We start from the raw sequence: 20,299 nt of genomic DNA, 5'->3' as shown, positions 1-20,299 counted from the left end.
TCAACGGGTTCTGTGTGAAAGACCAGCGCGAACAGCGTGAAAGAATGATGGTTGGCAGGAGAAAGTCCACATCTTTTTTCGTGGAAAAAATCGGGGCGCAGCCTCTTTTTCTCCGCGCCTCTGCGTGAAAAACTGATGTGCTCCGCGTGAAAGAACGAAGCGCTCCACGCGAACATGGAGGCGGATGCTCTTATTCTTCGATGCTCAGCAGCTCCGATTGATGCAGGCCGTTGAGGAACTCGCGGGCCTCCATGCGCCGCTTGCCTGCCAGCTGGAGCGAGAGGATTTCGAGCCACTCGTCAGCGCAAGCCACGAGGAGCCGCCCCCTTTCCAGCCGTAGCGAGCCCGGCCTCAGCCCTGCGCACTCCTCGCCCGTCTTGCGGGTGCGGAACAGCTTGAGCGTGGAGAGCGGGCCGCCGCAGGTGACGGTCGTCCATGCGCCGGGGTAGGGCGAGAGGCCGCGCACAAAGTCGTAGACGCGCTTGGCCGGCTGGCGCCAGTCGATGCGGCAGCTGTCTTTGAAGATTTTGGGGGCTGGGTGCAGCACGGTGCCGGCCGGCAGCTGTCCCTGCTGGTCGGTGGAGGCCACGCGGCCGTTGCCGGCCAGCACCAGGTCGATGGTCTCCACGGCGATGTCGGCGCCGAGGTGCATCAGTCCGTTGTAGACGTATTCCGCGTCGGCCTCGTCGGGCAGGGCGAAGCGTTTTTGCAGGATAATGCGGCCCGTGTCGATGTTGTGGTCGAGGAAAAAGGTGGTCACACCCGTCTTGGTCTCGCCGTTGATGATGGCCCAGTTGATGGGTGCCGCACCGCGATACTGCGGCAGCAGGGCGGCGTGCACGTTGAAAGTGCCGAACCGGGGCATGGCCCACACCACCTCGGGCAGCATGCGAAAGGCCACCACCACCTGCAGGTCGGCCTGGAAACTGGCCAGTTCGGCCACGAAGTCGGGGTCTTTCATCTTGACGGGCTGGAGCACGGGGATGCCGTGGGCCAGCGCATACTTCTTCACTTCGGAGGGTTGCAGCTGGTCCTGGTGCCGCCCCACGGGCTTGTCGGGCTGGGTGACCACGGCCACCACGCGGTAGCCTTGGTCCACGAGGCGGCTCAGCGTGCCTACGGCAAACTCGGGCGTGCCCATGAATACGATGCGGAGATCTTTCTTTTCCATAGTTGTTTTTGATTGCTTTCTTGATGGTTGGTGCGGGGGCGACGGTGTGTGGCGCGGGCCATCGGTGACTGTGCGCCGGCGCATGTCCCCCGGAATGCAGCGGGGCAGACGCTCGTGGAGAGGTCTGCCCCGGTGTTGAGAGGTGGGGGGTGGCGGGATTAGAACTGCCACCAGTGCTTTTTGCGGGGAATATCTTCCACGGCGGTGTGCCCCATGCTTTCGCGAATCACGTCGGCATACGACTTGTGGTCGTGGATGATTTTATAGATTTCGCCCCAGTCGGGCAGCCCGCCGATGCCGCGATCGTCGATGAACCAGTCGGCTTTGAGCTTGCGGCTGAAGTGATTGTTCTTGTCTTCTTCCTCTTCAGGATAGTCGCGGTTGACGGCCCAGAAGTCGACGCCGCGCTCATGGCACCAGTCCACGGCATCCTGCAGGAGCTTGCCCTCGCGCACGCTCCAGAGGATGAGGCGGTGCTGATCCTTGATGAGCATGCGCAGGGTTTCGGTGGCAAAGGGGAGCTCCTCGCCGATTTCGGGGTAGCGGTGCTCCACGATGGTTCCGTCAAAGTCTACTGCTATGGTGGCCATGGGCTTATCGCTTGATGGAGTTGTCGTTGCCGTCGCTGTAGTGACTGTTGCTGTAATTGCCGTAAGCACCGTAGTTGCCGTAGCTGCCGTAACGGCCGTAAGACCCGTAACTGCTGTACTTGCTGTAGATGCTGTAGCGGGCATACCTGCCGTATTTGCCGTATTTGCCGTAGCCGTAGTAGTAGCCGTACTTCTTCTTCGACATGTCTATACCGTTGATGACGATGCTCATCTTGGGCAGTTTCTTGGTGGTCGAGAGGCCGTTGATGAGGTCGAAGCTCTCCTTGGCGGTGTAGTCGGCGCGGCACATGTAGACGGAGGTGTCGCAGACGCGGCCTATCTGCAGCGTGTCGGTCACCAGACCCACGGGCGCCGTGTCGACAAGGATGTAGTCGTAGTGCTCGCGCAGCAGGGCGAAGATGTCCTCAAGGCTGCGGCGCGACACGAGCTCGGCGGGGTTGGGCGGCACCGGACCGGCCATGAGCAGGTCGAGGTTGGCGTTGATGCCCGACGGAACGATCTGGCTCTGGATGGCTTCCCACTCGGGCTTGTCCTTGACAAGCAGGTTGGTGATGCCGTGCTGTTTGTCGGGGAGCTCGAAGAGTTCGGCCAGGCGCGGCTTGCGGATGTCGAGACCTACGAGCAGCACACGCATGCCCAGCAGAGCGAACGACACCGAGAGGTTGGCGGCGATGAAGGTCTTTCCCTCGCCCGAATTGGTGGAGGTGAACATGATGACCTTCTCGTTTTCCTCGAGCATGAACTGCAGGTTGGTGCGCATGGAGCGGAAGATTTCCTCCATCATGTTGTTCTTGTTCTCGTGAACCACGATGTCGGCCTTGGTCTTGGCCACCTCGGAGGCCACGGCCACGTCGGCCAAGATGGGCAGACTGGTGAGGCGCACCACGTCGGCATGGCCCTCGATCTTGTAGTGGAAGAACTGGATGAGGAACAGCACCAAGGCGGGAATAGACAGTGCAATGATGAGGGCGATGAGCATAATCATCGGCTTCTTGGGACTGATCTGCCCGCCGATAGCGGGATTGTCGATGAGCTTGCCCTTGTCGGCCGTGGCTGCGAGCGAGATGGAGTTCTCCTCACGCTTCTGCAGAAGCATCAGGTAGAGCCCCGACTTCACTTCCTGCTGGCGGCCAATCTGGGTGAGCATGCGCTCCTGCTCGGGTGTCTCGCCCACTTGGCCTTCGTATTTGTTGTACTGCGAGAAGATGGAGCGACGCTGGATTTGCAGGTTGCGGCGCGCCTGTGCGAGGGCGCGGCGGATGGAGTTCTGCAAGTCGTCGAGCTGGCTGGTGAGGGGGATGACGGAGGGAGAGCTCTCGCTGGCGCTCTGCAACAGCAGGTTGCGACGCTGCACAAGGGTGTTGTAGTTGTTGATGAGCGACGTGGCCGACTGGTCGGTCAGACCCACGTTGGAGGGCAGCGGCTGGTAGCGGTTGGCGGGATTGTCGATGTAGCTGCGCATCTCGTCGAGCAGAGCCACCTGTGTTCCGGCCTCGACCACTTTCTGCGAGTAGGCGTCTGCGTTCTGCACAGCCTGGCCGGCATTGAGCTTGAGCTCCACCATGCGGTTGTTCCTCTTGTAGGTTTCAAGCTGTCCTTCGGTGTTGCCCAGCTCGGAGTTGATCTTGTCCAGACGGCTGTTGATGAAGTCTTCGGTGCGTAAGGCTATCTCGTTCTTATCCTCGTTGGCCTGCCGGTTGTAGCAGACGGCCAGCTGTTTCAGGTAATCGACCGAGCGTTGCGGGTCTTCGTCGTTGATGACCAGCTGGGCGATGGTTGTGGTCTTGCTGGTCTGCGACACGCTCAACTCGTTCACATATTTATATGCGGCATACTTGGGCGAGCGCACAAAGATGTGCATTTTCTCTCCCTCGTCCATTGGATTGAGTGTGTTTGCCGTCAGGGTGAGGATGCCGGCACGCGTGCCGATGGTGACGGGCAGCCGTTTGATGGTCTTGTCAATGGCGTAGGGACCGTCGGCCTCGTTCTCGTTGACGGGCACGTAGTAGGTGCCGGTGACGCGGTATGCGCTGCCCTCACGCTTGATGAGCAGCTCGATGGTGGTGTTGAGTTTCTCCAGATGGGCAGCGTCAATATCGACGCTGATGGGCTGGGTTTTGTACACCAACTGATCCTTTACCTTGCCCACGCGGTAATAATCCACGTAGAGTTTTAGGTCGCGCACGGTCTGTTCGGCCAGCGAATGCGAGGTAAGGATCTCCATTTCGTTGTCTATACCGTTGGAGTTTGAAATCATACCGAGCGTGGCTGTGCTCAGCATGCTGTTGGCGCGATTGCTGGATTGGTCGTTGTCCTTAATCAGCAGCTTGGCCGACGACTGGTAGATGGGGGTCTTGTAGCGGAGATAAATGGCCGCCGTGCCCAAGCAGATAATCAAGGAAAGTATGAACCACTTCCAGTTAAGAATCAGCGTGGTGTAGATCGCGGCAAAGTCAAAGGACGACTTGTCCTCCTCCATTGGCGCGGTTGTCTGCTCCACGTCCAGTGTTTTGTTTTCTTCCATTGTTTATGAATAAAGGGATATTGTTCTGTGTTGATGAATGCTCCGGGTGCCGTGCGGGAGAGCGTTAGTCTTGTGCCTCGGCCAGTTGGAGCAGGTATTTGCCGTAGTCGTTCTTGGCCATGGGCCGTGCCTGTTCGGCGAGTTGGTCGCGGCTGATCCAGCCGCGCTTGTAGGCGATCTCCTCAAGACAGGCCACTTTGAGTCCCTGCCGCTTCTCAATCACCTCGATGAAAGTGCTGGCTTCCGAGAGGCTGTCGTGGGTTCCGGTGTCGAGCCAGGCGAAGCCGCGCTGCAGTGTCTGCACCTTCAGCTTCTGCTGGGCCAGGTATTCCTGGTTGACGGTGGTGATTTCGAGCTCGCCGCGGGGGCTGGGCTTGATGTTGCGGGCTATCTCCACCACGCTGTTGGGGTAGAAATAGAGGCCCACCACAGCGTAATTGCTCTTGGGATGGCGGGGCTTTTCCTCGATGCTGAGGCAGTTGCCGTGGTTGTCGAACTCGGCCACACCGTAGCGTTCGGGGTCGTTCACGTAATAGCCGAACACCGTGGCGTTGCCCTCGGCCTCGGCTTGGCGCACACTTTCGCGGAGCAGACGGGAGAAGCCGGAGCCGTAGAAGATGTTGTCGCCCAGAACCAGGCACACGCTGTCGTCACCGATGAACTGCTCGCCGATGATGAAAGCCTGGGCCAGTCCGTCGGGGCTGGGCTGCTCGGCATACTCGAAATGCACGCCCAACTCATGGCCGTCGCCCAGCAGACGACGGAACCCCGGCAGGTCGAAAGGGGTGGAGATAATCAGGATGTCGCGGATGCCCGCAAGCATAAGTACCGACACCGGATAGTAAATCATCGGTTTGTCGAAGATGGGAATGAGCTGTTTGCTGATTCCTTTGGTAATCGGATAGAGTCTGGTGCCGGAGCCGCCGGCCAATACGATACCTTTCATGTGCTATTTTTGTTTTGTTATTCTTTCAACTTCAAACATCTACGTACAGGCATTCTTCATAGGGTTTAGGCGCAGAAGAGGGTTGAATCGTTGAACTGTCCTTTACATTACCGTGCAAAGGTAGCAATTAAAATCGAGATAGATGTGTTTTTAATCAGGAATTTACACGGCTGTATGCAAGTTTCTCTCACTTTTGCACATGAAAGGAGGGTGGGGCAGAGCTTCGGATTACAGCCAAGCCATAGGGACATACGCCCTGTATGTTCAAAAACCGAGAGACGTAAATGGACACACACGGGGTGTGTCCCTACGTATCAATCTTGGTTATTGGTGTTGCTCCTCCTTGCTGCATGCAGGAGGTGTTGCCGTGGGCTCAACCCACGACGAGCGAGAAGCGGAGCCCCAGCGCATTGGCTATTAACATGAACGTGGAGAGCTGCATGTCGCAGTTGCCCCGCTCGATGGTGGAGATATACTCCCGCTTCTTGCCGATGCGGTCGGCCAGTTGTTGTTGCGTCAGCTTTTGCAGCTTGCGCTGTTCTTTCAGCAACTCGGCATAATAGTAGGTGTTTGCCCGCGCCTCAAACTCCTCGCGCGCAGCAGATCCCTTGGGCCCGTACTTTTGTTCGAGGTGCTGCGATGATGTGTGCAGTGTCTCGAGTTTCTCTTCATTCAGTTTTATCATGGTCAGTCCTCCGTATATCTGTTTAATATTCTGATGGCGGTATCAATCTCTTTGCCGTATTGCTTGGTGTCTTTCTTGAGGAAAGAATTCAGGAAAAGAACGCTGCGGCTCTCGACAAGGCTGCGGGAGTCTATGGCAAACACAATGGTTCTGTACTCGTTTCCGCCAGTTGACACACGGGCTTCGTATAGAAAAGTGTTCTCCAAGTGCTTGACAAACTTCTGATTGACCACCCTCTGTGTTCGGATGATTTGCTCCACGTAGTCGTACTTTTGTTGCACTTTCTTCGGTAATCCACCGTAATAGTCTTCGTATTCCGGCGAATAAAAGATTTCCCTTTGTTCTGTCTCCATGCCGCAAATGTAGGTAATTTATTCCATATTACCAAATATTTGGAAGACTTTTATTACATAGTGCTTGTCCGATGGCTACTTCATGAGCTCGGCAAGTTTGTCTCGAAGCAGCTGGCCGTGCAGTCCCTCGGCGATGATTTTGCCGGTCTTCACGTCCACGAGGAACATGGCAGGGATGGACTGCACCTTGTAGGCATCGGCAATGCGCGACCTGTCCACACCGTTGGGCCAGGGCAGCTGCTCCTCCTTGAGGGCTTTCTTCCAGGCCGCATCGCTGCGGTCGAGGGAGATACTGACGATTTGCAGCCCCTTGTTCTTGTATTGGTCGTAGCATGCCTTGAGGTTCGGAATCTCGTTGCGGCAGGGCTTGCACCACGAAGCCCAAAAGTCGACGAGCAGGTATTTCCTGCCTTTGGCAATCTTGTCAGACGGTGTGGTCTTGCCGTTGGCATCAAGCACGCTGAAGCGGGGATAGTCCTGCTCCTTGAGTCCCTTGGGGTCTACGAGCTCCTTGAGCAGCCGGCCGTAGTAGGACGACTGGGCCGAGGCGGAGAGACACTCGTAGTCGGCCTTGTTCTCGGGCGTGAAATAGGAATACACGTCAAGCCGCATGAACGGTCCCCACCACGTACTGTCGTTCTCGGCAAAGAGCTCGTTGTACCGCTTCTCTATGAGATTGAAGAACTGGGCATCGCATGCCATAAACTCCTTCCACGCCTCGGAGGCCCGCAGCCGGGCCATCTTGGCCGAGTCTTTGGCGGCATAGGCTGCGCTGATCTGCCGGTTGATGTCGCGGTATGCGTCGTGGTACGCGCCGTTGTAGATCTCCAGAAACTTCTTGAAAGCCCCGAGCTTCATCATGTACTGGGCGTGCAGCGGACTGTCGTAGACCTGCTCTCCTTTGCCCATATAGTAGGTGACGCCGTCGCTTTCGGTGCTGTCCGCAGCCACCGAGGCCGTGACACGCTCGCCCTGCCCGGTCATGAGGTGGAGCAGGGTGCCGGGCACGCCCTTGGCCCTAAAGTCGATCATGCGGGGCTCGGCGACGGGCACGGTCAGCGTGGCCTTGCCGCCCGTGAGGGTGGCCGAGGCCAACGGCGGTTCGTCGGCATGGGTGCTGCCCAGCGCGGCCTCGATGACCGTGCCGTCGGGAAGCCCGGCGATGGTGAGCGATACGGTGGATTGTGCGCCGGCCAGCAGGGTGGCGGCCAGCAGAGCGAGGGTGAATATTATCTTCTTCATATATAATAAGGTGTTAGTGCTGATGGAAAATGCAGGCTACATGTCGGGCCACGGCTACCGCGTGGCATTGTATTGCAGGGTGCCACCGCCGGGATTGCTGATGGCTCCGAGGGGAAATACCATGGTCCAGAGGTAGGAGTCGCCGGCGAGCGACTCGGTCTTGCCGTTGTGTGTGCGGGTGAGCGTGTAGGGGAATTTGCCCTCGGCGTTGAGCCTTCGGATGTCGGCGAAGGGAACAATGGAGCCAATCAGCTCGTTGAACTTCGTCCGGCAGATGGCGGCCATGGCCTCGTTGGCCGTCGTGGCCACGACGGGCAGGTACTTGTCGGGCAGGATACGCGTGCGGCGCAGCTGGTTGAGCCAGTCCATGGCGGCCGTGAGGTTGCCCTTGCGGGCCTCGCACTCGGCCTTGATGAGATACTGCTCGGCCGTGCGGCAGCCGCCCATATTGAAGTAGCCTGTCGTCATACCGTAGTAGTAGACGGTGCCGCCGCCATAGTCGCGCAGCTTCCAGTTGGCATAGAACTTGGCGTCGCCGTCCTCCACCGTCTGGCTGCGCCACTGTGGCACACCCGTGATTCCCTCGGCGCGGCTCATGTCGCCATGCTTGAAGTCGTAGTTCTCACAATAGTCAAAACCCATGGGCGAGGTGGCGCGCGTCCACACGTCGGGTGTCTCGATGGCCGTCTTGTTGGCCTCGTAGAAGGCTGTCCAGTCGTAGAGCTTGCGGTTCACGGCCAGCGCCCTGTCGGCATAGGCCGAGGCTTGGTCGTAGTTCATCATCGTGAGATACACGCGGGCCAGGAACGCGTAGCACGCCCCCTTGCCCGGCAGCAGGATGTTTTGCCCCATGTCGGGCAGGTAGGGCAGGGCCGCCTCCACGTCGGCGATGATGAGGTCGTACACCTGTTGCACGCTACCCTGCTCGTAGGGCGCGTTCACGGCCGAGCTAGTGATGATGGGCACGCAGCGTGTGGTTTGGGCCGTGGCGGGGTTGTAGGTGTCGGCGTAGAAGTTGGCCAGCTGATAATAAGCCATGGCCCGCAGCGCCTGGGCCTCGGCATACACCGTGTGGCGTTCGGCGTCGGTGGCGTCAGTAGCCGTCATGGCGTTCTCCATCACCAGGTTGGCCACGGCGATGTTGGCGTAGCCTTGATAGTAGGTGGTCTCGTCCGACTTGTTCCATTCGGCGCGGTCGATGCTCGTGTCCCAGTTGTAGTTGGCCTGATACAGCGGGTTGGAGCCCGTGAGGTAGTAGGCCGACACATAGCGGTCGCCCAGCAGGTTCTCGGCCTGGGTCACGTCGTAGCGGTGTGCGCCGTTCTCATAGTTGAGCAGTTGGGCATAGTCGGCCAGCGTCTCCGGGATGTTCTTGCCCTTGGGTTTCTCGTTCAGATAGTCGTTGCACGCGCTCAGTGCGAGCACGCCCGCGAGCACGAGGCCCAGCGTGCGGCAGGTGGAAGTGTGGATATGCTTGTTCATGGGGTTGCGGAATTAGAAGTTCAGAAATACGCCCAGCACGTAGGTCGTGGCGTTGTATCCGCCCAGCTGGTACTTGGCCTGGCTGCTCTTGGCCCAGAGGCAGGGGTTCTCGATGTTGAGTTGCACGCGTGCGCTGCTGAGCCATGCCTTGCGCACGAGGGTCCGGGGCAGGCGGTAGGCCAGCGCAACGTTGCTCAGCCTCACGTGCGAGGCGTCGAGCAGGTTGGCCGACGAATAATAATAGGTGGAGTAGAGGCTTGTCAGCGGCAGCCCGGCTTCGGCAAAGGCGGCCCGCGGCACCTCGGTGGTGCGCTCGTCGCCGGCCTGTCGCCATCGGGCGGCAATGCCGCTGCCCAGCTTCGACAGACGCGACACATAGCCTATGCCGCTGGCGTAGCCATAGTTCAGGAACGGCATGTTGGCGTTGCGCTGCTTGTAGTTGCCCTCATAGGTGAAGAGCAGCGACAGGTCGAATCCGCGCCACGACACCGTGGTTCCAAACGACCCGCTGTAGGTGGGCATGGCGTTGCCGATGCAGCGGATGGCGTCGAGCGAGGTGGGTGCGGTGGTCGTGAGCCGTCCCTGCTCGTCGTAGACCTGCGGCAGTCCCTCGCTGTTGAGCCCGCCCCAGGCGTAGCCGTAGAGCGCCCCATACTGGTCGCCGATGGTGGGATAGGCCGTGGAGTGGTCGAGGGCAAGGAAGTAGACCGGAGCCTTCACGTTGACATACATCACGCGGTTCTGGTTCAGCGCGAGCATGCCGTTGAGCGTCCATGTGAGTTCCTCGGTGCGCAGCACGTCGCCCTGCAGCGTGATTTCGAGGCCGCGGTTGCGCATTTCGCCGTTGTTGATGGCATACGACGAGTAGCCGTAGCCCTCGGTGGGCACGCCTTGCGTGGTGGCCAGCAGCCGCTCGCCATACTTGTTGTAGTAGTCGATGGTGCCGCGTAGCCGGTTTTTGAGCAGGGCAAAGTCCAGCCCGATGTTGGTCACCTTGGTCTTTTCCCACGACAGATCGCTGTTGGGGCGCGTGGCCACGTACTGGTAGGGCTGGCCCGTGTTGTAGTCGGTGCCCGAGTAAGTCACGAGGTAGGGCGAGTAGGTGGGGTTCACGTTGCCCGTGATGCCGTAGGTGGCACGCAGTTTCAGCATGTTCACCCACGTGTGGCGTTTCATGAACGGCTCGTTCGAGAGGTTCCACGAACCGCCCACCGACCAGATGGGCTTGTTCTGATACTGGTTGCTTGTGCCCCAGAGGTTGGAGCGGTCCCAGCGCATGGAGAACGTGGCCGAGAGGCGGCTGTCGTAGGTGTACGACGCATTGCCATAGACCGAAACGTACCGGTTCTTCGTCTCGTAGAAGGCGGCGGGGTTCGAGGCCGAGCTGTAGTCGCCGAAGACATTGGTCAGTCCCTCGATGAGCATGGCCTCGTTCACGGCCCCCGAGGTGAGCGCCCGGTCGTTGTAGTTGTAGTAAGCGTTGCGGTGCATCTCGAGTTTGTTCTCGCGTGTCTCGGTGCCGACGATGGCCGAGACGTTGTGACGCCCGGCCACGGTGTGGTCGAACGAGAGCTGCTGGCGGAAGTTGTACGACTTGCGGTACTGGTCGCGCGTGTTGAGCACGTCGCCGTAGGGCAGGTTGTAGACCACGACGCCGCCCTCTTGCGTGGCAAAACTGTTCACCAGCCGGTTCACTTCATACGACCCGGCCTGCTGTATCTGCCGGTATTTGGCCGAGCCGCGCTCATACTGGAACGAGGCCGCGTACCTGAGCCAGGGCGTCAACTCGACGTTGAGTCGGGCAAAAGTGCGCAGGTTCAGCGTCTTGGTGTTGCCCACTCCCTTGTCCAGATTGGCCATCGGCGTGATGTCTTCGCTGTAGAGCCCGTATTGCTTGAGGGCCGCCTGGTGGGTCGAGCCGTAGAGCAGGGCGGCCGGCCGGGTGCAGGGTGAGCCGTCGGCGTTGAGCAGGTCGTCGTAGGGCAGCACCGTGTAGCCCGGCAAGAGCGGGTTGTAGGTCTGCTCGTCGGCGTCGGCAAACTGCAGGTAAGCCCCCGTCTCCAGCTCCATCCAGCGCGTCAGGCGCGTGGTGTTGGCCAGGTTGATGCCCACCGATTGGTCCTTGGAGTAGCGGTCTTCGTAGGCGTTGTGCTTGTAAGTCACCGAGGCTTTAAACCGGTTGGCGGCCGTGGTCTTGGCCAGGTTCAGGTTGTATTGCTGCTGCAGCTCGTCGCGTTTGGCGTGGCGGGCCACCTGGTCGTAGTAGTTGTATCCGCGCGTGGCCAGCCTGTCGAGCGTGGCATTCATCTCTGCTTCGGTGGTGTTGCCGGCGTAGTGGTTCAGTATGGCGCGTATGCCGGCGTTGGGATAGTGGTTCTCGGCCAGTGCCGTCCGGGCGTAGGCCTGGGCGTCGGCGCCGTGCAGCGAGGTGTTGGCCGCGGCCCACTCGCGCTCCAGCGCCACCATGTCGGCGCTCGAGGCCAGGTTGCCCGTGTAGAGCCCGTAGGGCTTCCAGGCCAGCGAGGCGTTGAAGCCCACCTCCAGCTGCTCGTTGCGCGAGCCGCGCTTGGTGGTGATCACAATCACGCCGTTGGCCGCACGCGCGCCGTAGATGCTGGCCGCGGCGGCATCTTTGAGGATGGTAATGTCCTCGATGTCGTCCATATTGAGGTCGGGCAGCTGGGTCGATACGTAGCCCTGCCAGTCCATGGTCTGGTTCTCTACGGGGAAACCGTCGATGACATAGAGCGGAACTTTCTCGCCGTACATGGTGGACAGGCCGCGTATGGTGCCGTCGGTGTAGCCCGCCACCTGGCCCTCGAGCAGCGAGGTGATGGAGTTCATGCGCTTGGTCTCCAGGTCTTTGGCCGTGAGCTTGGCAAAGGAGCCCGTGGCGCGCTCCTTGGAGATGGTCTGGTAACCGGTGACGAGCACCTCGTCGAGCATGGTCTTGTCTTCTGAGAGCACGTAGTTGTTGGTCTCGTGGCGGCCCACCAGCATCTTCTTGGTCTTCATGCCCACGTAGCTGAGCTGCACTTCCGTGCAGTCGCCGGGTATCAGCAGTTCGTATCGGCCGTCCACATCGGTCACCGTGCCGTAGGGCGAGCCCGGCACGCTCACGGCTGCACCCACGAGGGGCTCGCCCTGCTCGTCGGTGACGGTGCCGGCAATGCGCTTCAGGTCGGCCTTGTCTTTCGGTGCGGCGGGCTTGCCCTGGGGGCCGGTCGGCGCGTCCTTGGCAGTGGCGGCCTTGCGTGCAATGCTGATGTAGCGGCCGTTCACCGTGTAGTCCAGGGGCTTGCCCTCGAGCACGCGGGCCACGGCCTGCTGGGGCGTGAGGCCCGCGAGGCTGGCCGTGACGGTGTAGACTTTCACGTCGTCGACGACGAAAAGGATCTTCCATCCCGACTGTTTCTGAATCTGCCGCAGGGCCTTGGCCATGGGTTCGCCCCGGAGCGTGAGGGTCACGGTGGGCTTACCGGCCGTCTGTGCCGGCAGGGGCTGTGGCAGGGCGGCGGCCACGGTCAGGGCGACGGCCAGCCCCAGGATGCCATGTAGTCTGTCTCTCATACGACGTTGGTTTTTAGTTGATGATTTGTTGCTTTGCCTTAGATACGTGGAGGGCCGGCAGGTGGTGGCAGGCTGAAAGCAGAAAAGTGGGAAAAACACGGTTTCTTCACTTTTTCAGGGCTGCTCGATGACAATCTGTTGGTTTTGCAGCCGCGCGTGGAAATGGTGCATGCTGTTGAGCAGTTCCACGGTCTCGGCGGCCGTGCTGCGGCGCGAGGTGGCGAAGTTGAGGCGCAGGTCGCGTAGCGCGGGCGTGCCGAACACCACGTCCACGCCGTACCACCGGCCCAGCTCGGCCATGATGTCCTCAAGCCGCCGGTTGTCAAAGTAGAACTGTCCGTCGCTCCATGCCGTCTCCTCGTCGGTGTTGGCCGTGGTGGCCACGAGGGTGCCGGCGGGGCCTGCCTCCACTTTCTGGCCGGGCACCATGGTGAGGGCGTGGCGGCTGCCGCGGGCGGTCACCTGCACACGGCCCTCCACCAGGGCCACGCTGGGCCGCTGGCCGGGGTAGGCGCGCACGTCGAACGTGGTGCCGAGCACACGGGTGGTGAGCCCCGTGGTGTGCACCAGGAAGGGCCGGCGGCGGTCTTTGCTCACCCTGAATAGGGCCTCGCCGCGCAGCCACACTGTGCGCCGGCCGCTACGCATGCGGCGCGGATAGTCGAGTCGGCTGTTGGCATTGAGCGTCACCTGGGTGCCGTCGGCCATGTGGAGGGTCAGCGTTTCGTCCTCGGCCGTGGCCACATGGGCCAGCGTGGTGTCGGCCGTGGCGGCATGGCGGGCAGTCGGGGCTGCGGTGTCCCCTCTGGTGCCGGGCAGCCATCGGCCGATGGCCATCACGGCTATCCACATGGCCGCCGCCCCCGCGAGGGCGCCCAGCAGATGGGGGCGCAGGGCCGCGAGGCGGGCCGTGCGCGCGGATTGCCGGCTGTTGGCGGTGACGCGCTGCAGCTCGCGCTCCACGTCGGGCAGGGGCACGCCCTGCTCCGTGAGGGCGCGCTGGGCCCGGGCCAGAGCCTGCAGCTGGACGCGGGTCTCGGCGTCGTGGGCCAGCAGGGCCTCCTCGTCGGGGGTGAGGGAGGCCCCCGGCTCGGTGGCCTTCATGGCTTGGAGGGCTGCCGTGAGGCGGTGCAGGTCTTTGTCTTTCATGCGTTATGGGGTCTGAAGGGTTGTTGCATCATGGATACGTTCAGGTTTCGCTTTCGGTGGCAACCTCGTCGGGCGATTTTTCGCCGAAGCGTGCGCGCAGCAACTTCAGGGCGCGCATGACGTGCCGCTTCACCGTGTCGTGGTGCACGCCCAGCGTGGCGGCCACCTCGTTGTATCGGCGGTGCTCCAGATAGCACATGCGCATGATGGTGCGGGTAGGCTCGGAGAGGGTCGCCATGAGGCGGTCGGCCAGCCGTTGGCGGCGCAGCGACTCTGGGGCGTCGTTCCAGGCCTCGTCCACGGCGTGCACGTAGTAGTCGGCATAGCGCGCCTCGACCTGGCGGTGGCGCAGCAAGTCCATGCACCTGCGCCTCACGGCCACCGTGAGCAGCGTGGCGGCGCGCGTGTCGTCCACCGTGTCCCACAGGCTCCACACGTGGGCGAAGGTGTCGCTCACGATGTCGCGCGCGGCCTCGCGGTCGTGGGTCAGCTGCACGGCGTAGTAGTAGAGCCGGGCATACTGCGCGCGGAAGAGGCGGGCAAACTGCTGGTCGGAACGGGTGGAGAGGGGCATGGGCGGCGGCGGTGGGGGGAGGAATGGTGGGAGATGACAGGACTTGACAGGAGGTTATAGGAGGGGGATAGGAAGTTATAGGAGGGGATAGGACTTGATAAGGAGGGGGGAATAGGGCGGGATAGGGAGGGGGATAAGAGGTGATAGGGGATTACAAGACCCGGGCAGGGGCGGCTGTGGGGCGCGACAGATAGAGGAGGGTGGCCGTGAGGGCGCCGTTGAGCATCAGCAGTTCGTAGCCGAAACGGTAGCCCGTAGTGGCCGCGGTAAGGGTGTCGAGGGCCAGGCAGAGCAGGGGCGAGGCCACGCATATCCAGGGCACCCGGCGGTCGGCCACCGGCTGGCGGGTGAGCAGGCCGTAGGCAAAGAGGCCCAGCAGCGGCCCGTAGGTGTAGGAGCAGAGGATGTAGATGGCATCGAGCACGCTCGTGGAGTTGACGGCGCGGAAGCCGCATATCAGCAAGGCGAACGCCACGGCCATGGTCGCGTGCACGCGGCGGCGCAGGCGTTCGTCGTCGGGCCGGCGGGCCAGGTCCACGCAGAAGCTGGTGGTGAGGGCCGTCAGGGCCGAGTCGGCCGAGGAGAAGGCGGCGGCCAGCACGCCGATGGTGAACAGCACCGTCACCGCCGTGCCCAGCCGTCCGGTGGCGGCAAAGAGGGGCAGCAGCTCGTCGCCGGCGGCGGGCAGGGCGATGCCCTGCCGGTGGGCCAGCATCATGAGCAGCACGCCGAGCGAGAGAAACAGCAGGTTCACCGGCACGAAGGCCAGCCCGTAGCAGCACATGTCTTTCTGCGCGTCGCGCAGCGTCTTGCACGTCAGGTTCTTCTGCATCATGTCTTGGTCCAGTCCGGTCATCACGATGGTGACGAATACGCCGCTCAACAGCTGCTTCCAGAAGTTCTGTCGGCTCACCCAATTGCTCCACTCGAACACGCGGCTGTGGCTGTCGGAGGCCACGGCAGCCGCGGCCTGGGGCAGCGAAAGGTGCAGCTCGGCGGTGACATGCAGGATGATGAGAGCCAGCGCCGTGAGCATGCAGAGCGTCTGGAGGGTGTCGGTCCACACCAGCGTCCTGATGCCGCCGCGGCGTGTGTAGAGCCAGATGAGGGCCACCATGCCTACCGCCGTCACGGCAAAGGGCACGCCGAGGGGCTGCAGCACGTAGCGGTGCAGGATGAAACACACCACGTAGAAACGCACGGCGGCACCCGTCATCTTCGACAGCAGGAAGAACGAGGCCCCCGTGCGGTAGCTCCTGGGGCCCAGCCGACGGTCGAGCCAGGCATAGATGGTGGTGAGCCGCAGCCGGTAGTACAGGGGCAGAAGACCGAACGCCACCACGGCGTAGCCGCCCACAAAGCCGAGGCACATCTGCAGATAGGTCATGTCGGTCTGCGTCACCATGCCCGGCACCGACACGAAAGTGATGCCCGAGATGCTGGCGCCCACCATGCCGAAAGCCACCAGGTACCAGGGCGACTGCCGGTTGCCGCGAAAAAAGGTATCGTTGTCCGTGCGCCGGGTGACGAGCCGACTGTAGGCCAGCAGGGCGGCAAAATAGGCGAGAACCGTGAGAAGAATGACCATCCGAATAGCTTGTGGTGACAGGGCGACAGGCTGTCCTGCCGCTCTTTTCGACTGCAAAATTACAACATTCTGCGCAGAATCGCGTGCGTTTCCGGGCAGAACGACGTGGCTTTTTGGACAGAACCGCGTTGGTTTTTAGACAGAACAACATATTAAACATATAGCTGCACGGTGAAAAGTTCTCACAGATGGCACAGATTTCACAGATGCTGCGCGGTGTTGCTTGGGAGGAAAGGCTTGTTGTTGACCGTTGTTTCGTGTTGTCTTTAGGACAGAACGGCGTTGGTTTTCAGACAGAACAACATATTAAACATATAGCTGCGCGGTGGAGGGTCTCACAGATTCCACAGATTTCACAGATGCTGCGCGGTGTTGCTTGGGAGGAAAGGCTTGTTGTTCATCGTTGTTGTTCGTTGTCTTTAGGACAGAACGGCGTTGGTTTTTAGACAGAACAACATATTAAACATATAGCTGCGCGGTGGAGGGGCTCACAGATTCCACAGATTTCACAGATGCTGCGCGGTGGTGCTTGGGGAGACGGGCTTTGCATTGCGGCGCAATCGCCGCGCGTTTGCGCCGTAACGGCCGTGCGTTTACGGGGTCGTCGCCGCGTGTTTGCGGCGTGAAGACGGGGCCGTTTGTTGTTTATCGTTGTTGTTGGTTGTCTTTGGGACAGACCATTCGGCATACCAAATATGCCCGTCGCCCGCACTATTGGAATGTCATGCAATGTTGTTCCGTCCACAAAGCCACGGCGCAGCATCTGTGAAATCTGTGGAATCTGTGAGCCCCTCCACCGCGCAGCTATATGTTTAATATGTTGTTCTGTCTAAAACCACCCCTTATTCTGTCTAACCCCTCACGTTGCTCTGTCTGAAATCACCCGGTGGTCACATTTGTGCCCGCGCATGGAGGTGGCATCATCATTGTTGGGTATTTCGCGAAGAACGCGGTGCGGGGATGGTGGAATTAATTGGAAAATGTGTAACTTTGCACTCCCGTTCATCGCAACGCCGGATGAAAGGTGCCTCAAGGCATCGTCAATTATTCATTAAACAACGACAATTATGAGAACAGAATGGAGAGGTTTCAAAGGAAACAAGTGGCAGTCTGAGGTCAATCTGCGCGATTTCATCCAGAACAACTACACCAGCTACGAGGGCGACGAGGCCTTCCTGGCAGGGCCTACCCAGGCTACCGACACGCTCTGGGGCATGCTCAGGGAGCTGCAGCGGCAGGAGCGCGCCAAGGGTGGCGTGCTCGACATGGAGACCGAGGTGGTGTCGTCGCTCACGGCCTACAAGCCCGGCTACATCGGTGAGGGCACCCGCGAGCTGGAGAAAGTGGTGGGCCTGCAGACCGACAAGCCGCTCAAGCGGGCCTTCATGCCCTACGGCGGCATCAAGATGGCCGAACAGGCCTGCACCACTTACGGCTACACGCCGTCCGAGAAACTCCACGAAATCTTCACCAAGTATAGCAAGACCCACAACGACGGGGTGTTCGACGCCTACACGAGCGAGATGAAACGCGTGCGCCACAACCACATCCTCACGGGTCTGCCCGACACTTACGGCCGCGGTCGCATCGTGGGCGACTACCGCCGTGTGGCCCTCTACGGCGTGGATTTCCTCATCGAAGAGAAGAAGCGCGACCTTGACAACATCGGCGACCGCGAGATGGTGGACGACGTGATACGCCTGCGCGAGGAGGTGTCGATGCAGATTCGCGCCCTCGGACAGCTCAAGGAGATGGCCGCCGCCTACGGTTTCGACATCTCGCAGCCCGCCAGCAACGGCCGCGAGGCGGTGCAGTGGCTCTACTTCGGCTACCTCGGCGCAGTGAAGACACAGAACGGAGCCGCCATGTCGGTGGGCCGCGTGTCGACCTTCCTCGACATCTACTTCGAGCGCGACCTGGCCGAAGGCACCCTCACCGAGCAGGACGTGCAGGAGCTTATCGACCATCTGGTGATGAAGTTCCGCATGGTGAAGTTCGCCCGCATCCCGTCGTACAACCAGCTTTTCTCGGGCGACCCCGTGTGGGCCACGCTCGAAGTGGCCGGCATGGGCATGGACGGCCGCTCGATGGTGACCAAGAGCGACTTCCGTTTCCTCCACACCCTCATCAACATGGGCCCGTCGCCCGAACCCAACCTCACGGTGCTCTACAGCCCGCGTCTGCCGGAGGCGTTCAAGCGTTACGCCGCCTGGATCTCGGTGAAGACCAGTTCCATCCAATACGAAAACGACGAGGTGATGCGGCCTGTGTGGGGTGACGACTATTCGATCTGCTGCTGCGTCTCGGCCACGCAGACGGGCAAGGAGATGCAGTTCTTCGGCGCACGCGCCAACTTGGCCAAGTGTCTCACCTACGCCATCTCGGGCGGCGTCGACTCGAAGAGCCGCGAGCAGTGCGGCCCGGCCCTGCGCCCCATCGAGGGCGATGTGGTGACCTACGACGAGTTCATGCCCCGTTTCATGGACATGATGGAGTGGCTGGCCGCCGTCTACGTGAAGACGCTCAACCTGATACACTACATGCACGACAAGTATTTCTATGAGTCGGCCGAGATGGCCCTCATCGACACCGACGTGCGACGCACCTTTGCCACCGGCATCGCCGGCTTCTCGCATGTGGTCGACTCGATCTCGGCCATCAAGTATGCCCGTGTCAACATCATCCGCGACGAGACGGGCTTCCCGCTGGAGTTCAAGACCGAGGGCGACTTCCCCCGCTACGGCAACGACGACGAGCGGGCCGACGAGATTGCCGTGTGGCTGCTCAAGACCTTCATCACCATGATTAAGAAGCACCACACCTACCGCAACTCCGAGCCCACCACGTCTATCCTGACCATCACTTCCAACGTGGTCTACGGCAAGTACACCTCCAACATGCCCGACGGACGCAAGGCCGGCACGCCGCTCGCCCCGGGAGCCAACCCCAGCTACGGCGCAGAGAAGGCCGGACTGCTGGCCTCGCTCAACTCGGTGGCCAAGCTGCCCTACGAGTATGCTCTCGACGGCATCTCCAATACACAGACCATCAGCCCCTCGGCACTGGGCCACGACGACGCGGAGCGCGCCTCGACGCTGGTGCATGTCATGGACGGCTACTTCGGTCAGGGCGCACATCACCTCAACGTCAACGTCTTCGGCGTGGACAAGCTGCGCGACGCCATGGAGCATCCCGAGAAGGAAGAGTACCAGAACTTCACCATCCGCGTGAGCGGCTACGCCGTGAAGTTCATCGACCTGACGCGCGAACAGCAGGAGGATGTGATTGCTCGGCAGGCGCACGAGCGGCTGTAACCCCCTGGATCCCCCTTTCGCTGGTGTAGGCACACGCCCCATGCGTGTCCGCCTGCGCGCTGAAATGGCGGGGGCAGACCGCTGAAAGGCGGACACCCGCGGGGTGTGCCGCTCACGAATATCCACAAAAGGGGCCTCGTCCTGTGCTGTGGCACGAGGCGGGGCCCCTTTCTTTCCCCTCCATCCTCCTGTTTCCTTGTCTGTGATGCAGGGAGAAAGGAAACGCTGCGGACGGAGGAAAATGTGAAAAAGGAGGAAACCAACGGCACCCTGCAAGGTGCAAACCATACAATGAAAGGAACAAAAACATGATGAATACCCAAGACACGCTCTCCACTTCTGCCCCCGGCGGCGGCGGCGAGGGCCTTGTCCACTCCATCGAATCTTTCGGCTCCGTCGACGGGCCGGGCGTGCGCTTCATCATCTTTCTCAAAGGCTGCCCCATGCGTTGCCAGTTCTGCCACAACCCCGACAGCTGGTCGACGGAGGGCGCGCAGCGCATGACGGCCGACCAGCTGCTCGACCGCGCCGAACGTTTCCGTGCCTACTGGGGCCGCGAGGGCGGCATCACCGTGAGCGGGGGAGAGGCCCTGCTGCAGATGGATTTCCTCATCGAGCTCTTCGCCAAGGCCCACAAGCGCGGCATCAACACCTGTCTCGACACCTCGGCGCAGCCCTTCACGCGGCGCGAGCCGTGGTTCTCGAAGTTTGAAGAACTGATGCGACACACCGACACCGTGCTGCTCGACCTCAAGCATATCCGCGACGACGGCCACCGGCGGCTCACCGGCCACACCAACCGCAACATTCTGGATTGCGCCCGCTACCTGTCGGACACGGGCAAGCCCGTGTGGATACGCCACGTGCTCGTGCCCGGCATCACCGACGACGACGCGCTGCTCCACGAGCTGGCACGCTTCATCGGCACGCTCAACAACGTGGAACGCGTCGAGGTGCTGCCCTATCACACGCTCGGTGTATATAAATATGAGAAGCTGGGAATGGACTATCCGCTCCGGAGCATCGGCTCGCCCACGCCGGAACGCGTGGAAAATGCCACGCGCATCCTGCGGTCGGGAGAGTAGCTCGG

General features: G+C 61.0%; 15 protein-coding genes. 3 read left to right on the top strand and 12 right to left on the bottom strand.

The window, feature by feature from the left end; all coding sequences use genetic code 11:
* Window positions 1–190: 190 nt before the first annotated feature.
* The 12 genes from fmt to L888_RS0112805 all read right to left on the bottom strand — a co-directional run bounded on the left by fmt (window position 191) and on the right by L888_RS0112805 (window position 15,895).
* A complete protein-coding gene (gene fmt / locus L888_RS0112860; RefSeq protein ID WP_027953185.1) occupies window positions 191–1,171 on the bottom strand; it encodes a methionyl-tRNA formyltransferase in 981 nt (326 codons plus the stop codon).
* 158 nt (window positions 1,172–1,329) lie between these two features.
* Window positions 1,330–1,761, bottom strand: coding sequence for a BT0820 family HAD-type phosphatase (locus L888_RS0112855; RefSeq protein WP_005847076.1), 432 nt, complete (start codon window positions 1,759–1,761; stop codon window positions 1,330–1,332).
* A gap of 4 nt (window positions 1,762–1,765) precedes the next feature.
* On the bottom strand, window positions 1,766–4,306 hold the full coding sequence (locus L888_RS0112850) for a GumC family protein (RefSeq protein WP_027953184.1): 2,541 nt from the start codon (window positions 4,304–4,306) through the stop codon (window positions 1,766–1,768).
* Window positions 4,307–4,370: 64 nt separating this feature from the next.
* A complete protein-coding gene (gene rfbA, locus L888_RS0112845) occupies window positions 4,371–5,252 on the bottom strand; it encodes a glucose-1-phosphate thymidylyltransferase RfbA (protein WP_027953183.1) in 882 nt (293 codons plus the stop codon).
* 373 nt (window positions 5,253–5,625) lie between these two features.
* Complete coding sequence (locus tag L888_RS0112840; RefSeq protein WP_027953182.1) at window positions 5,626–5,937, bottom strand: helix-turn-helix transcriptional regulator; 312 nt, start codon at window positions 5,935–5,937, stop codon at window positions 5,626–5,628.
* Window positions 5,938–5,939: 2 nt separating this feature from the next.
* Complete coding sequence (locus tag L888_RS0112835; protein ID WP_027953181.1) at window positions 5,940–6,290, bottom strand: type II toxin-antitoxin system RelE/ParE family toxin; 351 nt, start codon at window positions 6,288–6,290, stop codon at window positions 5,940–5,942.
* 75 nt (window positions 6,291–6,365) lie between these two features.
* The gene (locus L888_RS0112830; RefSeq protein ID WP_027953180.1) at window positions 6,366–7,532 is read right to left on the bottom strand and encodes a TlpA family protein disulfide reductase; all 1,167 of its coding nucleotides are present in this window, start codon (window positions 7,530–7,532) and stop codon (window positions 6,366–6,368) included.
* A gap of 54 nt (window positions 7,533–7,586) precedes the next feature.
* Window positions 7,587–9,014, bottom strand: coding sequence for a RagB/SusD family nutrient uptake outer membrane protein (locus L888_RS0112825; RefSeq protein WP_044249487.1), 1,428 nt, complete (start codon window positions 9,012–9,014; stop codon window positions 7,587–7,589).
* Window positions 9,015–9,026: 12 nt separating this feature from the next.
* On the bottom strand, window positions 9,027–12,584 hold the full coding sequence (locus L888_RS0112820) for a SusC/RagA family TonB-linked outer membrane protein (RefSeq protein ID WP_027953178.1): 3,558 nt from the start codon (window positions 12,582–12,584) through the stop codon (window positions 9,027–9,029).
* 114 nt (window positions 12,585–12,698) lie between these two features.
* Complete coding sequence (locus L888_RS0112815) at window positions 12,699–13,733, bottom strand: FecR family protein (protein WP_027953177.1); 1,035 nt, start codon at window positions 13,731–13,733, stop codon at window positions 12,699–12,701.
* A 40-nt stretch (window positions 13,734–13,773) separates the two neighbouring features.
* Complete coding sequence (locus tag L888_RS0112810) at window positions 13,774–14,307, bottom strand: sigma-70 family RNA polymerase sigma factor (protein WP_027953176.1); 534 nt, start codon at window positions 14,305–14,307, stop codon at window positions 13,774–13,776.
* A 151-nt stretch (window positions 14,308–14,458) separates the two neighbouring features.
* Window positions 14,459–15,895, bottom strand: coding sequence for a sodium:solute symporter (locus L888_RS0112805; protein ID WP_005847060.1), 1,437 nt, complete (start codon window positions 15,893–15,895; stop codon window positions 14,459–14,461).
* Between the two features lie 188 nt (window positions 15,896–16,083).
* Between L888_RS0112805 and L888_RS14595 the strand changes: the two genes are divergently transcribed.
* From L888_RS14595 to pflA, 3 genes are all read left to right on the top strand, one after another.
* Window positions 16,084–16,341, top strand: a complete 258-nt coding sequence (locus tag L888_RS14595; RefSeq protein ID WP_156925015.1) for a hypothetical protein — start codon at window positions 16,084–16,086, stop codon at window positions 16,339–16,341.
* A gap of 621 nt (window positions 16,342–16,962) precedes the next feature.
* Window positions 16,963–19,209 (top strand): formate C-acetyltransferase, encoded by a 2,247-nt coding sequence (gene pflB, locus L888_RS0112800; protein WP_005847057.1) that lies wholly within the window; start codon window positions 16,963–16,965, stop codon window positions 19,207–19,209.
* 308 nt (window positions 19,210–19,517) lie between these two features.
* Entirely contained in the window at window positions 19,518–20,294 is a 777-nt protein-coding gene (gene pflA, locus L888_RS0112795; RefSeq protein WP_156925014.1) for a pyruvate formate-lyase-activating protein, read from the top strand.
* The last annotated feature ends 5 nt before the right edge of the window (window positions 20,295–20,299 follow it).

This window comes from Hallella seregens ATCC 51272 (assembly GCF_000518545.1).
Lineage (GTDB): Bacteria > Bacteroidota > Bacteroidia > Bacteroidales > Bacteroidaceae > Prevotella > Prevotella seregens.
The sequence above is the reverse complement of the archived record's forward strand: the minus strand, read 5'-3'. Positions and strand labels throughout refer to the sequence as shown.